This is a genomic window from Coprococcus sp. AM97-35, from assembly GCF_027697525.1.
Classification (GTDB): domain Bacteria; phylum Bacillota; class Clostridia; order Lachnospirales; family Lachnospiraceae; genus Allocoprococcus; species Allocoprococcus comes.
The window spans coordinates 123,259-138,868 of record NZ_JAQESL010000007.1 but is presented as its reverse complement, the minus strand read 5'-3'; the positions used below and the strand labels follow the sequence as shown (position 1 = coordinate 138,868).

The 15,610-nt window shown below is 43.4% G+C and carries 12 protein-coding genes; all 12 read right to left on the bottom strand.

Annotated features, from left to right (window positions below; translation table 11 throughout):
• Window positions 1-71: 71 nt before the first annotated feature.
• Complete coding sequence (gene ltrA / locus PG840_RS08080; protein WP_270613497.1) at window positions 72-1,466, bottom strand: group II intron reverse transcriptase/maturase; 1,395 nt, start codon at window positions 1,464-1,466, stop codon at window positions 72-74.
• 509 nt (window positions 1,467-1,975) lie between these two features.
• Window positions 1,976-2,953 (bottom strand): ABC transporter ATP-binding protein, encoded by a 978-nt coding sequence (locus PG840_RS08075; RefSeq protein WP_117824653.1) that lies wholly within the window; start codon window positions 2,951-2,953, stop codon window positions 1,976-1,978.
• A 13-nt stretch (window positions 2,954-2,966) separates the two neighbouring features.
• Window positions 2,967-3,938: an ABC transporter ATP-binding protein gene (locus tag PG840_RS08070; protein ID WP_117824652.1), complete on the bottom strand. Its 972-nt coding sequence runs from the start codon at window positions 3,936-3,938 to the stop codon at window positions 2,967-2,969.
• On the bottom strand, window positions 3,931-4,794 hold the full coding sequence (locus PG840_RS08065) for an ABC transporter permease (protein WP_117824651.1): 864 nt from the start codon (window positions 4,792-4,794) through the stop codon (window positions 3,931-3,933). Before PG840_RS08065 ends, PG840_RS08070 begins: the two co-directional genes overlap by 8 nt.
• 12 nt (window positions 4,795-4,806) lie before the next feature.
• Window positions 4,807-5,757, bottom strand: a complete 951-nt coding sequence (locus PG840_RS08060) for an ABC transporter permease (RefSeq protein ID WP_055297364.1) — start codon at window positions 5,755-5,757, stop codon at window positions 4,807-4,809.
• Window positions 5,758-5,827: 70 nt separating this feature from the next.
• The gene (locus PG840_RS08055; protein ID WP_117824649.1) at window positions 5,828-7,399 is read right to left on the bottom strand and encodes an ABC transporter substrate-binding protein; all 1,572 of its coding nucleotides are present in this window, start codon (window positions 7,397-7,399) and stop codon (window positions 5,828-5,830) included.
• A 262-nt stretch (window positions 7,400-7,661) separates the two neighbouring features.
• Window positions 7,662-8,456, bottom strand: coding sequence for an ABC transporter ATP-binding protein (locus PG840_RS08050; protein ID WP_172679847.1), 795 nt, complete (start codon window positions 8,454-8,456; stop codon window positions 7,662-7,664).
• An 8-nt stretch (window positions 8,457-8,464) separates the two neighbouring features.
• A complete protein-coding gene (locus PG840_RS08045) occupies window positions 8,465-9,400 on the bottom strand; it encodes an ABC transporter permease (RefSeq protein WP_270613496.1) in 936 nt (311 codons plus the stop codon).
• A 24-nt stretch (window positions 9,401-9,424) separates the two neighbouring features.
• Window positions 9,425-10,420 (bottom strand): ABC transporter substrate-binding protein, encoded by a 996-nt coding sequence (locus PG840_RS08040; RefSeq protein ID WP_173686117.1) that lies wholly within the window; start codon window positions 10,418-10,420, stop codon window positions 9,425-9,427.
• A 169-nt stretch (window positions 10,421-10,589) separates the two neighbouring features.
• Complete coding sequence (locus PG840_RS08035; protein WP_270613495.1) at window positions 10,590-11,201, bottom strand: nucleoside recognition protein; 612 nt, start codon at window positions 11,199-11,201, stop codon at window positions 10,590-10,592.
• Between the two features lie 337 nt (window positions 11,202-11,538).
• Window positions 11,539-12,780: an AI-2E family transporter gene (locus PG840_RS08030; RefSeq protein WP_270613494.1), complete on the bottom strand. Its 1,242-nt coding sequence runs from the start codon at window positions 12,778-12,780 to the stop codon at window positions 11,539-11,541.
• Between the two features lie 71 nt (window positions 12,781-12,851).
• Window positions 12,852-15,461, bottom strand: a complete 2,610-nt coding sequence (locus PG840_RS08025; RefSeq protein ID WP_270613493.1) for a cation-translocating P-type ATPase — start codon at window positions 15,459-15,461, stop codon at window positions 12,852-12,854.
• Window positions 15,462-15,610 lie beyond the last annotated feature (149 nt).

Below are 15,610 nucleotides of genomic sequence, written 5' to 3'. Positions count from 1 at the left end.
ATCAAGTAGGAGGCGGTGACTAACCGCCGTCCTCTCACACCACCGTGCGTACCGTTCGGTACACGGCGGTTTCAATAGTTGACGTGCACAGACTGATAGGCTGTGGCTAAATCATAGAAGCCACTGTTTATCAGTCTTTCTTTTGTCATGGCTTTCTTAACTGTTGTCAGATTCGCACAATACCAGTGTCCTCTTCGGCAGTTTGCTGCCATGTTCGCATAGTATTCGTGTACTCCCATCTTTATCAGATTTCTTTTCTTTGTTCTTGGAAGTTTCCACTGTTTCCATATACACATACGTATTCTGTGGTAGAGCCATCCGTTGATGTCATCTATGTTATTCTTCATACTTGCAATTCCGTAGTAGTTAAGCCATCCCTTCGCATACACCTTGATTTTCTCAAGGCTTGGCTTGATTGACTGACATCGCTTACGGGAAGATAACTCCTTCAGTCTAGACTTAAACTTCTTCCATGTCTTCGGATGAACTCGGACATAAATGCCTTTTCCGTTCCTTCCCAATGCAAAGCCAAGGAATTTAAAATTTCGGATTGCAAATACGCTGACAGTACGACTCTTTTCTCGGTTGACTGTAAGTTTCAGCCTCTCCTCAAGATATTTTGTACTGCTTTCCAAGAGTCTCTCTGATGCCCGCTTGCTCTTTGCAAGAAGCACAATGTCATCTGCGTATCTTATGTATGGAACGCCTCTTTTCAAGAATTCCTGGTCGAACTCATTGAGGTAGACATTTGCCAGCAATGGTGATAGATTTCCACCTTGTGGTGAGCCTTCCTCTGTATCAATGACTACTCCGTTCTCCATTACACCGCTTTTCAGATAGCGCTTTATCAACTGTACTACACGTTCATCTTTTACATTCTTTCGGAGAAGATTGATGAGAATTTCGTGATTAAGAGTATCGAAGTACTTTGACAAGTCAAGGACTACAGCAAATGTATAGCCTCGTTCGGCATACTCCTTCACCTTAAGTATTGCGTCTTTTGCACTTCTGTTCGGACGATAGCCATAGCTACCCTCTGCAAACAGCGGTTCATAGATTGGCACTAACTGTTGGGTTATTGCCTGTTGAAGTGTACGGTCTACCACTGTTGGTATGCCAAGCTTTCGCACACCACCATCTGGTTTTGGAACCTCAACTCGTCTTACTGGAGACGGAGTATACTTTCCACGATAAATGCGGTCGGTTATCTCTTGTTGATGTTCCTTTAGATATGGAAGAGCCTCCTCAACGGTCATGCCATCAATTCCTGGCGCTCCCTTGTTTGCCTTGACTCTCTTATACGCTCTGTTAAAGTTGTCTTTATACAGTATCGCTTCCAAAAGTCTCGGCTGTGCACTGTCTCTTTCTTTCCATATCCGATTGAATGACCTAGACGCTTTTGCATACCCTTCGTGTTCCGCACTATCTCTTTGCGAACAGCCATTGTTTTCAATATTTTCTGCCATAGGCGGTCATTCCTCCTTTCTCGGTCATACTCAAGACTCCTACTGATTCGGTCCTTCACCTCTCGGCTACTATGACCTCTGCTGACTTCTGTGCGTTCAGCATTGCTTTATGCAATGGTTACCTCTTTCAAGGCGTACCGTACAGACCTCCCTAGGTACCACACGTTTCTTCCTCTCCATCCATCTGCCTCATCTATCATGCATGATTCCGTGCAGTTATTGGGCTTCAATTTGGCGTGCAACCTTACCCTCATGCATAACCTCATATGAGATTTCTGTCCGTCAGACCAGAGATTTGCCCGTGAGTTAGTATGTTCCTCACATCCAGCTTCCTTCAGATTCCACCTCTAACGTGCGCCGCTAGGCGCACACACAAAAATAACCGCCCATCGTCCTGAGAAAACATGAGCGGTTATTTTTAATAACCAAATAATATCAGGCGAACCGTCATCGGTAGCACCTTTTCTATTTATTATACTAGCATCTTTACACTTTTATGTCAATTTTCTTTACAAGATTTCTTTCGCCCTATGGCATGCAACGGAATGTCCTTTTGAAATCTCCTGGAGTTTCGGGACACCGTTTTTACAGGCTTCTGTCGCATATGGACAACGAGTCACAAAACGGCAGCCCTCCGGGATATTCATCGGACTTGGCAGCTCGCCTTTGAGCTGGATTCTTTTATGTTCTCTTGCTTTTAACGGATCCACGATCGGAATTGCGGAAAGCAGTGCCTTTGTGTACGGATGCATCGGATTGGTATAAAGTTCATTGCTCTCTGCCACCTCAACCAATGTTCCAAGATACATAACTCCGATTCGGGTACTGATGTAGCGTACCATTGAAAGATCATGTGCTGCAAAAAGATACGTCAGACCGAATTCGTTCTGCAGATCTTCCAGCATATTGACAACCTGTGCCTGGATCGATACATCAAGTGCTGCGATCGGCTCATCACATACGATGAATTCCGGATTAACTGAAAGTGCTCTTGCGATTCCGATTCTCTGTCTTTGTCCACCGGAAAATTCATACGGGAATTTATCCATATCTGCTTTTGACATTCCAACTTTATTTAATAAATACTCAATTCTTTCTTCTGCCTCTTTCTCTTCCATTCCGGCTTTTTTAAGAGGTTCATTGATAATTTCACGAACATTCCAGAATGGATTTAAAGCAGAATACGGATCCTGGAAAATGATCTGCACTTCATCCTTCATCCACTGCAGATTCTTCGCTTTTTCATTTGTAATATCTTTTCCTTTATAGGTTACTTTTCCATCTGTGATATCATACATACGGATCAGGGTACGTTCCAGTGTTGATTTTCCACAGCCTGATTCTCCAACCAGACCAAAAGTTTCGCCTTTATTGATCTCAAGACTTACACCGTCTACCGCTTTTACATACTGCTTACCGCCCATAAATTTATGAACCGGGAAATACTTCTTCAAATCCGTTGCAGATATTAATATTTCTTTATTCATCTATCTCCCCACCTTACTCATTTAAAAAGCACATTGCTCTGTGTGTTTCTGTAAATTCGGTATACTCTGGTTTCTCATTTTTACATCTTTCAGTTGCATACTCACAGCGTTCCGCGAACGGACATCCTTTCGGAGGATCGATCAGTGACGGCGGAAGTCCCGGAATAGACTGTAAACGCTCGCCTTCTTTCAGATCCAGTGAAGGAATTGCTTTCAGAAGTGCCTTTGTATATGGATGCTTTGGTTCATAAAATACTTCTTCAACCGTACCGCTTTCCATCACCAGACCACCATACATAATGATAACCTTACTGCAGACAGTTGCTACAACACCCATATCATGTGTGATCAGCATAATCGAAGTACGGAATTCATCCTTCAGTTCATGTAAAAGATCCAGAATCTGCGCCTGAATCGTAACATCAAGTGCTGTCGTCGGTTCGTCTGCGATCAGCAGCTCCGGTTCGCAGGCAAGTGCCATCGCGATCAGAACTCTCTGGCGCATACCGCCCGAAAATTCATGTGGATACTGTCCGAGTCTGACTTCCGGATTCGGGATACCTACTTTCTTCAGCATTTCTAATGCTTTTTCTTTCGCTTCATTCTTAGAACATTTTTTCTGCCGGATAATAACTTCCTCGATCTGGCTTCCGATTTTCTTCAGTGGATTCAGTGCGGTCATCGGATCCTGGAAAATCATGGTCATCTCTTTTCCACGGACCTTTCTGCATTCTTCATCCGACAGATCTTTTAATTCTCTTTCATTTAAAAAGATAGACTCAGCAGTTCTTTCTGCGTTGTCTGGCAGAATCCCCATAACTGCTTTCATGGTTACAGATTTTCCACTTCCGGATTCTCCAACCAGACCTACGATTTCACCCTGATCTACGCTGAAGCTGACTCCTCTTACAGCCTTTACTTCCTGTCCATGACTTTTAAAAGAAACATTCATATTTTTTACATTTAATACATTCTTCTTACTCATCTTTATCACCTGCTGTAATTCTCGGTTCTACAAACACACGAAGTACATCCCCTAATTTATTGAAAGAATACACGGTCAGAATGATCAGAATGCCCGGCAGAACTGCCATATAAGGTGCCTTCTGAAGATACTGCTGTGAGCTCTGGAGCAGACTTCCCCAGCTGGACATCGGTGCCGCAACACCAAGTCCCAGGAAGCTAAGTGAACTTTCTACCATGATCGCACTTGCTATCTGCGCTGTTGCTGCTGTGATGATCGTTGGAAATACGGTCGGAAATACGTGTGACATGATAACCTTTCCAGAAGGAATTCCGATAAAATCTGCGTACTGCACATACTCCCTCTCTTTTGCAGAAAGCACTTCCGAACGCACCAGTCTGGCAATTTCCATCCAGCTGAACAGACCAATTACAATAATAATAGATACAAGACCTTTCTTAAATAACAGTCCGACAACGGTTACCATAATGATCCATGGAATAGAACTGAACACATCAACAATACGCATCAGAATATTATCCACAATTCCGCCAAAATAGCCCGCTACCATACCAACGGTTACACCAATTACAATCGAAGTCAGCATCGCCAGTACCCCAACAACCAGTGATACACGTCCACCGTATAATACACGGATAAAATAATCCCGTCCCAGCTCATCTGTTCCAAACCAGTGTGCAGATGACGGTGACTGCAGTTTATGCGCTACGTCAAGAGCATCCGGATCTACACTGCTGAATACAACAAAAACACTGACTAAAATAATTGCAATCAAATATACCGCCGCAAAAATAGCCAGCTTATTATGTTTAAACTCATATTTTACATTCTCAAGTCTTCTGTTCTTCTTTTTCATCTTTACCCCCCTCTATTTCATTGACTTAATTCGAGGATCTGTCACACAATATAAAATATCCGATAACAGATTTCCGAGAATAACAAGGGTTCCTGAAAGCACAAGAATACTCATAACGATCGGATAATCCATTGCCTGTACTGCACTTACAAAATAAGGTCCGATACCCGGCCATGAGAAGATCGTCTCTGTAATAACCGCTCCGGTTACAAGCATCGGAAGCGCCATACCAAGTTTGGTAATCAGCGGAAGAAGGACATTCTTGCTGACATGCTTGAACAAAATTTCTGCTTTGCTTGCGCCAAATGACTTCTGCACAATTACATAATCTTCTTTCAGCTGCCCAATTGTAGAGCCACGCACATATCTGGTCAGATCCGGGATAAATCCAACAGTAAGAACTACATACGGCATAATAAAATGCTGCAGAAAATCCAGAATAGAATCTTCTTTTCCAATCGTATGCATTCCCATCAGAGGGAACAGCTCTAACTTATAACCAAAGAAAAACATGATGATCATCGCAAACCAGAAAGTTGGTGTCGCAATTCCGATGGAACAGATTCCATCGATCAGCTTATCCTGCCACTGATTCTTATGACTTCCGGCAACCAGTCCTAATACGATTGCCAGTAAAAAAGCTGTCAGATATGACGGCAACACCAGTTTGATCGTAGACGGAATTCTGCTCTTAAGATCATAAGAAATGCTTGTTCTGGATCTCAGTGAATAACCAAATTCACCCCGGCAGATATTCCCAAGCCATCTTCCATACTGAACAATTACAGGATCATTTAGTCCATACGCTTCTCGCTTTGCCTCTATCTCCTGTTTTGTCATATCCGGTGTCGTAATTGAATCAATTGCATCATACGGCGCAAGATTGATCAGCATAAAGCAGATAAATGTAATGATAAGCAGTAATGGAATTGCCTGTAAAATACGTTTTACAATATATTTCATTCCTCTTCCTCCAAATATAGTTTCTGCTAAAAAAGGGAGGAGGCTTATTAACCCTCCTCCCCGTCATCCATTATTTTAAAGTTAATTTTGATACATCTCCGAATGTATAAATCGGTACGAACTGTGCATCATCAAGTCCTCCAACACGGGCAGTTGTAACAACTGTCTTCATACTTGTACCCATTGGATACTGAAGTGCTTCTTCCGATACCAAAACCTGAAGTTCGCTATACAGCTCTTTTCTCTTAGAATCATCAAGAGTTGTAGCTGCTTCATTGAATTTTGCATCAATGTCTGCATTGTGGAAGTTCATCATATCATCTTTTGTTGAATCAAACAGCGGTGCAAATGTATCCGGGTCGATACCCATTACGTATGCTCCAAGGAACATATCATAATCTGTAGATTCCGGATCATAAGCTGCACTCATGTATGCGGCCTGGTTCACACCACACAACTCAACATCAATACCAACTGCTTTTAATTCAGCCTGGATTGTAAGTGCTTCATTTTTCTGTTCTGTGCTTTCCTCAACATAGCAGAGTTTTAAGGATTTTGCACCATTTGCAGTCAGCTTCTTAGCTTTATCTATATCCTGATCCCACTTTTCAACTCCGTCTTCTGTGTAGTAGCTGCTTGAGTACGGAAGGAACGTATATCCTAATTTGTAATAATCTTCACTTGTAAATGCTGCAGTCATGATTTCATCACGATTAAGAGCTCTGAAGATTCCTTCACGATAATCTTTGTCTTTCATACTCGGTGCAACAGAGTTCAGTCTCAGATAAGAAACACGACCTTCGCTGTATTTTGAAACGGTAAAGTTGTCATCACCTTCAAATGTGTCAACCTGATCAACAGTTACGCTCAGTGCATCTACTTCCTGTTTCTGAAGTGCAAGACCTGCTGTATCAGAATTTTCAATAATTCTATATACAACTGTATCAATATTTGCTTCTCCGTTTGCGTAGTTCGGATTCTTCACAAATTTAAGATGTTCACCTGTCTTATATTCTTCAAGCATATATGGACCAGATCCAACAACTTTATCTTCAAGCATATTCACGTCAAAGCTTCCTTTTCCTTCAAAGATATGCTTTGGAACAATAAATGTCTCTGCCGACAGAAGTTCTACTACAGAAGCACTTGGTTCTGCAAGTGTAAATGTTACTGTAGTATCATCTACTTTCTCAACTTTGATCGGTTCCCCACCTACATAAAGATTTTGCTTCATATCGTTAATAGAATTAAAAGTAAATACAATATCATCTGCTGTTAACGGTTCTCCATCGCTCCACTTTAATCCTTCTTTTAACTTCATCGTATAAACTTTACCATCTTCTGACGCATCCATGCTTTCTGCAAGAATCCAGTCGATTGTTCCATCCTGGTAAATATAGTACGCAGGTGAATAAACCATATGACATGTCATAAGTCCCCATCGGTCATCTGCAGTAATCGGATTCAGTGTATTACCTGTGTCCCCACCGATTGCAAATGTAAATGTATCACTTGCTGCTTTTGTTGATTCTGTTGCGCTCTTGTCAGCTTCTTTGCTGTCTGACTTTGATCCGCCGCATCCGGCAAGCATAGAAACTGCCATAGCTGCACAAAGTAAAGCGCTGAGTACTTTCTTCTTCATTGTAAACCTCCTAATAATATAACATTGTCGACATTCGACATGTTGCTGTTTTTTCTATTGTACTACTACTCTATTTATACGTCCAATTGATAATTTCTATCCTGTATTACTAATAGGTATTCTCTATAATTTTATAGTATTTCAGAATCTGCTCTGTTTTTTAATAGTACATTTAAACAAGACGTGCAAAAAAACGAGGCTCTACATCAATCGTAAAACCTCGTTCCTGTTTTCTACTATTATTTCATTTTTAAATTATTCTTTACGACAACATCATCCGGTCATTCGCAAACTCGCCGCCGCTGACTTCTTCAAACTTCGCCAGCAGATCTGCAACCTTCAGATTCTTCTTCTCTTCTCCTGATACATCGTAGATAATTTTTCCTTCATGCATCATGATCAGGCGGTTGCCGTGCGCGATGGCATCTTTCATATTATGTGTTACCATCATTGCAGTAAGCTGATGCTCCTGAATGATCTTATCAGAGATGGCAAGTACCTTCGCTGCAGTTTTCGGGTCAAGTGCTGCAGTATGCTCGTCCAGAAGTAAAAGCTTTGGCTTTTTAAGAGACGCCATCAAAAGAGTGATCGCCTGTCGCTGTCCACCAGAAAGAAGTCCGACTTTACTGCTCAGACGGTCTTCCAGTCCAAGATCAAGTTCTTTCAGGGCTTCTTTATAGCGCTCCCGCTCTTTTTTCGTAATGCCCCATCCAAGACCTCTGCGCTCACCACGTCTGGCTGCGATCGCCATATTTTCTTCAATCGACATGGTTGCCGCAGTTCCAGTCATCGGATCCTGGAAAACTCTTCCCAGATAAAGTGCTCTTTTATGCTCTGAAAGCTTTGTAATATCCACTCCGTCAATGATGATCTTTCCTTCGTCTACAGACCACACTCCTGCGATCGCATTCAGTGTGGTGGATTTTCCTGCACCATTTCCACCGATGATAGTCACGAAATCACCCGGATTGAGGTTCAGATTCACTCCGTTAAGTGCGACCTTTTCATTGATCGTTCCCGGATTAAAGGTTTTATGAATATTCTGGATTTCCAACATATATCCCATTATGCAGTCCTCCGTTTCTTTGTAAAATATTTACCCTTCATGTACGGAACTGCAAGGAAGCATGCAACCACTACCGCTGAGAACAGTTTCATATAATCAGAAGGCATCTTCAGCCACAATACCAGTGCGATTACAATATAGTAAATAATCGCTCCGATAAAGATTGCTCCAAGTGTAAATGCAAAGGCTGCTTTTCTGCCTGCACAGAATTTCCCAAAAATAACTTCGCTGATGATAACGGCTGCAAGTCCGATTACAATGGCACCACGTCCCATATTGACATCGGCTGCTCCCTGGTATTGTGCGTAAATCCCACCGGAAAGTCCCACAAGTCCGTTGGATATCATAAGCGCCAGAACCTTTGTAAAGCCTGTATTGATTCCCTGTGCACTTGCCATCTGCGGATTACATCCGGTTGCACGGATCGATGCACCAAGCTCAGTTCCAAAGAACCAGTAAATAATTGCGATCAGGATAAGTGCTGCCACGATCAGTTTTACAAAAAACAGTTCACTTCCTTCGCCGGTCACATAACGAAGAGATGCAACCAATTTATACTGCATAACATTGACTGCCTGATTGGATTTTCCCATGATTCCGAGATTCACCGAGTAAAGTCCGATCTGCGTCAGAATACTGGACAGAATGCCCGGAATTCCAAAAAACGTATGTAAAATACCTGTCACAAATCCGGCTGCCATACCTGCCAGAAATGCGAAAAGAAGTGCCAGTGCCGGATTCATACCGCCGCGGATCAGCATAACTGCAACTGCTCCACCTGTAGCTAACGATCCGTCAACCGTCAGATCCGCAAAATCCAGAATGCGGAAAGTGATATAAACGCCAAGCGCCATAATTCCCCAGATGATCCCCTGCGCTACATTTCCCGGAAGAGCGCGCACAAGAGTCATCGGATCTAAAGCTGCTAAATACATTGTTCTTGCCTCTTTCTATACTGATTATTCCTCAATTGCTTCGTAATCGTCCGGAACAGTGATTCCGAGTTCGTCACAAATTGTTTTGTTATACATCTTTGTAACATTCGGTGCACTTTCAATATCCATGGTTGAGATATCTTTTCCATTTACAAGGATATCGTAAGCCATTTCACCTGCTCTGTATCCGATGTCATAGTAGCTGATAGAAAGAGTTGCAATACCACAGCCTTCACAGATTCCCTGTTCACCTGCGATTACCGGAACCTTTGCCGGAAGGCAGATATTGTTGATAATCTCTGTGTTAGATGCCATTGTATTATCGGTTGGAATGTAAAGTGCGTCGCACTCATCTACTGCGCTTGTTACTACAGACTGGATTTCATTAGAGTCTGCTGCTGTGTATTCTTTATATTTGATTCCATCTTTGTCGAGTGCTTCTTCGAACTTCTTAGCCTGATATGCTGAGTTCGGTTCTGCTGAACAGTAAAGGATACCTACTGTTTTTGCATCCGGAAGGAGCTCTTTAAGCATTGCTTCCTGTTCATCGATCGGTGCAAGGTCACAGGTTCCTGAAATGTTCATACCTGTTGATCCTGTCCAGTCAGAAATATCAAGAGCAGTTGCATAATCTGTAACAGATGTTCCAAGAATCGGGATCGTGCTTGTTGCAGCTGCTGCACACTGAAGAGCAGTTGTTGCATTTGCAAGGATCAAGTCATCATTGTCTGCCACAAAATTGTTTACGATGGTTGCGCAGTTTGCCTGTTCGCCCTGTCCGTTCTGAAGATCGAACTTCACTTTGTCTTTTCCGAATTTTTCTTCACAGGCTTCTTCAAATCCTTTGGTTGCCTCGTCAAGAGCTGCATGCTCAAGCTGCTGGCAGATACCGATCTTATATACCTTGTCTGATGAATCCTTTGAAGAAGATTCTTTGTCTGATGAACTTCCGCCACAGGCAGCAAGTGCCAGTGTCATTGCTGCAGTAAGTGATACTGCTAAAATTTTTCTTGCTTTCATAATAACATACCTCCATCTATGTTCTTTTCGAACAAACTTTTTCCGTTTTGGCTTTACAGCTTTAAACTTTAGCGGTTTAAACTTCAATGGTTTAAAGCTTTGCCGTGATATTGATTATAGCGTTTTTTTGTACTTTAGTCAAGGTATGTTACAAAAAGCTACAGAAATTCTAGCTTTTCCGGTCCATTATCCTGCAAAATAAAATCGCCGCCCCGGTACTGACCGCCGTTGCCGCAATCCCAGGTCCAACAACGGCTGTCGGATTCACGCTTCCGTACTGGCTCCGGTAGGCGATCACCGACACCGGGATCAGCTGCAGTGAAGAAATATTTACGATCAGGAAGGTACACATCTCATTGCTTGCAACGCCTCTTTTTCTTACCGGTCCTGCCGCTTTTCCAAGGCGGCGGTCTTCTTCTAGCTTCTGAAGCTCTTCCATTGCTTCAAGACCTGCCGGAGTTGCCGCCCAGCCAAGTCCGAGGATATTTGCAATGATGTTTGCCGCGATTGGTTTTTCTGCCGGGTGATCTTTTGGCAGTTCTGGAAAGAGGAAATGGATCAGAGGGGAAAGGCGGACGGTTGCCGTTTTCAGGATGCCGGATTTTTCTGCGATTCCCATGAGTCCGGTCCAGAAGGACATGACGCCCATCATCGTGATGCAAAGGGTGACGGCTTCTTTGGAGGAATCTAAGGCGGCGGTGGTGATGTCCGGCATTTTGCCGGAGAAAGCGGCAAAAAGGATGCCAATAAGAATCATTCCCGACCACAGGTAATTGAGCATTTTTTCTCCTTTCTTGGATGGGGAAAAGTGTTGGAGAGGGGACGCCGGGTGGAAAATAAATTGTGTTCAAATTCAAGTTGTGCAAACCATTCCGACGAACCTCTTAGGGCGGAAATCGTGTTCAGCAATGGCTTCCACGATTCCTGAGTTTCGTCTCCATTGCACAAAAAATTGAATTTGAACACAATTTATTTTCCGCCCGGCTGACATTCTACAAGTCATACTTTTCCGCCAAACTATAAATGAGGAGTCGAAAAGCCTGCTCTTTGAGATTGCATCTCAAAGTTGCAGGCTTTTGCTGCGATTTCAATACATTTATATGTATGAAATTACTTCCTTATTCAAGACATTTTTCAGGGTGCTCTTTTTCGTATAGTTCTTTCATTTTGTCAATTTCTTCTTGAGTATACTCTTCTACCTCAGTTTTCGTCACTTTCTTGATGTGTTGTTTTTTCAAACGCAAATACACATATTCCCGGAAGAGGGTATAAAGGACTGACACTAGCGGGATGAAGACGAGCATTCCTATGATTCCCAGAAGGTTACCGCCGATGGTGACTGCAGCGAGGACCCAGATGGAGGGAAGCCCTACGGAGCTGCCGACTACGTGTGGGTAGATCAGGTTACCTTCGATCTGCTGGAGGATCAGAAATACAAGGATGAAAAGGATTGCCTGTTTCGGGCTCACCATGAAGATCAGGAGGCCGCCAAGTACGCAGCCGATGAAAGCTCCAAAGATTGGGATCAGGGCTGTGAAGGATATGATGATTCCAATCAGCAGTGCATACGGCATTTTCAGTATACTTAATGTAATTACAAACATACTTCCGAGGATGACTGCTTCCAGGCACTGTCCGGTAAGGAAGTTTGCGAAGGTACGGTAGGTCAGGGAACAGACTTCAAGAATCACTTCTGCTTTTCGTTTTGGAATAAACGCGAAAAACACTTTTCTCACCTGCACATGCAGTTTTTCTTTCTGGAAAAGAATATAGCAGGCAAAGGAAAAGGCAATAAAAAATGTAGTAACTCCACTGACGATGGAGCCAACTGCTGTCATCGTTGTATTCATAAAATTTCCCGCACCATTTCCGAGAATACTCATCCCCCACTGGATTGCCTTATTCGGATTGAACTCCACCTGGTTCACAAGATCCATGATTTCCCGGTTATTGTGCGTAAATTCCCGTACCCAGCTCTGCATCTGCGGAATAAATTCTGCAATACTGTTCATCAGACTTCCAATTGTTTCCGTAAGCTGCGGAATCAGACCGAACATGACAAGCACGATCACACCCACTACCAGTACGATCGTAAGAAGAAGGCTGACCGGTCTTGCAAGCTTTCCTGCCGCCTTACTTCCTTTCTCTTTTGCCTTTCCAAATAATTTTTTCTCCAGAAAGCTCATCGGAACATTGATCACAAACGCGATCGCACCGCCAAGAGCGAAGGGGAAAATAATCCCCCATACCGCCTTGATCACGCCAAGAACCACATCAAACTTCCACAATGCAACTACGATCAGCACTGTAAATACGATCAATTCCCGGATTTTTTTTATAGATAATTTACTAAAATCCACTATTTTCTCCATTCTACTACAATATATTTATGGTTAATCCCCTTACAACCAGTAAGCATTTTCCCATATTGTTACTCAGATAATTTTCCACGTACCCACTTCAGAAGCTGTATGATCGGAAAACAGGCAAATGCATACAGGTAGACAGTCCCAAGCTGTTCAAAGTTCAATGTTTCTACTTTGAACACCTGATGCAGCCCCGGAATTGTAAGTACAGCCGTGATCAGAATTGCTCCCAGTGCAAATGCGCCCTGCATCCATTTATTATTGAAAAACCGTTTGGTAAAAATCACCGGATGATCTGATTTACAGTTATATCCGTGAAACAGCCGTGCAAGACAGAGCGTTCCAAATGCATAAGTACTTCCAAGAAGTGCACCGTCCTGATGATATCCTGTCAGGAAACTGATCATCGTCATTACACCGATCACCAGTCCTTCCAGACCAATCTTTGACAGGAAATCTTTTGTCAGGATCGACTCATCTGCCGGTCTTGGCTTCTCATTCATCACATCACTGGTATGCGGTTCTACTCCCAGTGCAATTGCCGGGAGACTATCAGTCAGCAGGTTGATAAAAAGCAGATGAACCGGTGCAAACGGAACCGGAAGTCCTGCGATCGATGCATATAAAACAGCGAGAATTGCACCGAAGTTTCCCGATAACAGAAACTGGATCGCATACTTGATATTACGGTATAAGTTTCGTCCGTTTTCCACTGCTTTTACAATTGTGGCAAAATTATCGTCTGTAAGTACCATCGCCGCTGCATCTTTGGCAACTTCTGTTCCGGTTACTCCCATTGCAACACCTATATCTGCCTGCTTAAGAGCCGGTGCATCGTTGACACCGTCGCCGGTCATCGATACAATATTTCCGCGCTCTTGCCATGCACGGACGATCCGGATCTTATGTTCCGGCGAAACCCTTGCATAGACAGAAATCTTCGGGACAAATCCCCGCAACTCCTCGTCACTCATATTTTCAATCTCCGCGCCCTCACAGGCTTCGGATAAATCCTTTAAAATGCCGATCCGTTTTGCGATCGCTGCTGCCGTGATCTTATGGTCTCCCGTGATCATCACCGGACGGATGCCTGCTTTGATACATTCTTCTACTGCAGCTTTTGACTCTTCCCTCGGCGGATCCATCATTGCGATCATTCCGAGAAATACCAGATGGTCCTCATCCTCTGCGGTCAGCAGATGTTCTTCCGGCATCTCCCGGAAGGTAAATGCCAGCACTCGAAGACCTTCCATTGAAAATTCCTGATTCTGGCTCTGAATCTTTTCTTTATCTTCTTTTGTAATCTCCCGTATTCCATTGTCTGTCCAGATCCGGTCTGTCAGATCCAGGAGACGGTCAACCGCACCTTTGACGATCATCCGGTTTTCGCCGTCTATCCGGTGAAGTGTCGACATCATTTTCCGGTCACTGTCAAATGGAATCTCATCTTCTCTTGGATAACTTTCTCTTACTTCTGCAGCTTCCACTCCATAGCGGCTTCCCAGATTGATCAGCGCTGTCTCTGTCGGATCTCCGATTTCCACTCCATTTTCATTGGTAGAATCGTTACATAAAATGCTGCAATCAAGCAGAAATCTCTGTGCCGGATCTGCCATATCGATCTCATCTGCCCGGATTCTTCTGCCTTCTATATAATAATCTTCAACAGTCATCTTATTCTGCGTGAGAGTTCCGGTTTTATCCGAACAGATCACGGAGACACTTCCAAGACCTTCTACCGCCTGCAGTTTTCGAATAATTGCATGCTCCTTGGCCATCTTCTGCGTTCCGAAAGAAAGGACGATTGTTACAATTGAACTTAATGCCTCCGGGATTGCTGCAACCGCAAGTGCTACTGCAAACATAAACGCGCTTCCGATATTTTCTCCACGAAATACACTGATTCCAAATAAGATTCCGCAAAATACCAGGATCAGAACCGAAAGCTTCTTTCCGAACTCTTCCAGATTCACCTGAAGCGGAGTCTGCTTTTCAGATGTTGATTTTAAAAGTCCGGCAATCTTTCCGACTTCTGTCTGCATACCTACACTTGTCACAACGGCTCTTCCACGTCCGTAAGTAACAAAGCTTCCCGAAAATAACATATTGTTCCGGTCACCAAGCGGCACTTCCTCTTCGATTTCATCCAGGCTTTTCTCAACTGCAAGACTTTCCCCGGTCAGTGCACTTTCATCGATCTTCAGACTTGCGTTCTCGATCAGTCGTCCGTCTGCCGGAACATAATCCCCGGCTTCCAGAAGGATCACATCTCCAACTACCAGTTCTCTTGCCGGAATCGGTGTCACCGTACCATTCCTGAGAACCTTCGCCTCCGGTCCTGAAAGCTTTTTCAGGCTCTGAAGCGACTGCTCTGCTTTTACCGTCTGCACGGTTCCCAAAATCGCATTCATTGTAATGACGATCACAATAACTGCCGCACTTTCTGCGTCTCCTAAAATTCCTGAAATAATCGCCGATGCAATCAGGATAATCACCAGGAAATCCTTGTACTGCTCCAAAAAAATCTGCAGCACACTTTTTTTCTTTCCCTCCGCGAGCTCATTCCATCCACATTTTTCACGGGACTTTTCCACTTCTTTTATCGTAAGTCCCTCTTCTCTGCTTCCCATCTGTCCAAGCACTTCTTTTATCGATGACTGATAAATTTCTTTCATCTTTTCCGCCTCCTGTTTTTGAGTATTCACATTCCTGAATTTCTTATGCAACGAAGCTCTCTTTCGATAAAAATGTACAAAAAAAGAAACCCTTATTGCACAACAAATAATGCAATAAAAGTCTCACCATTTTCTTGTGGTACCGGATG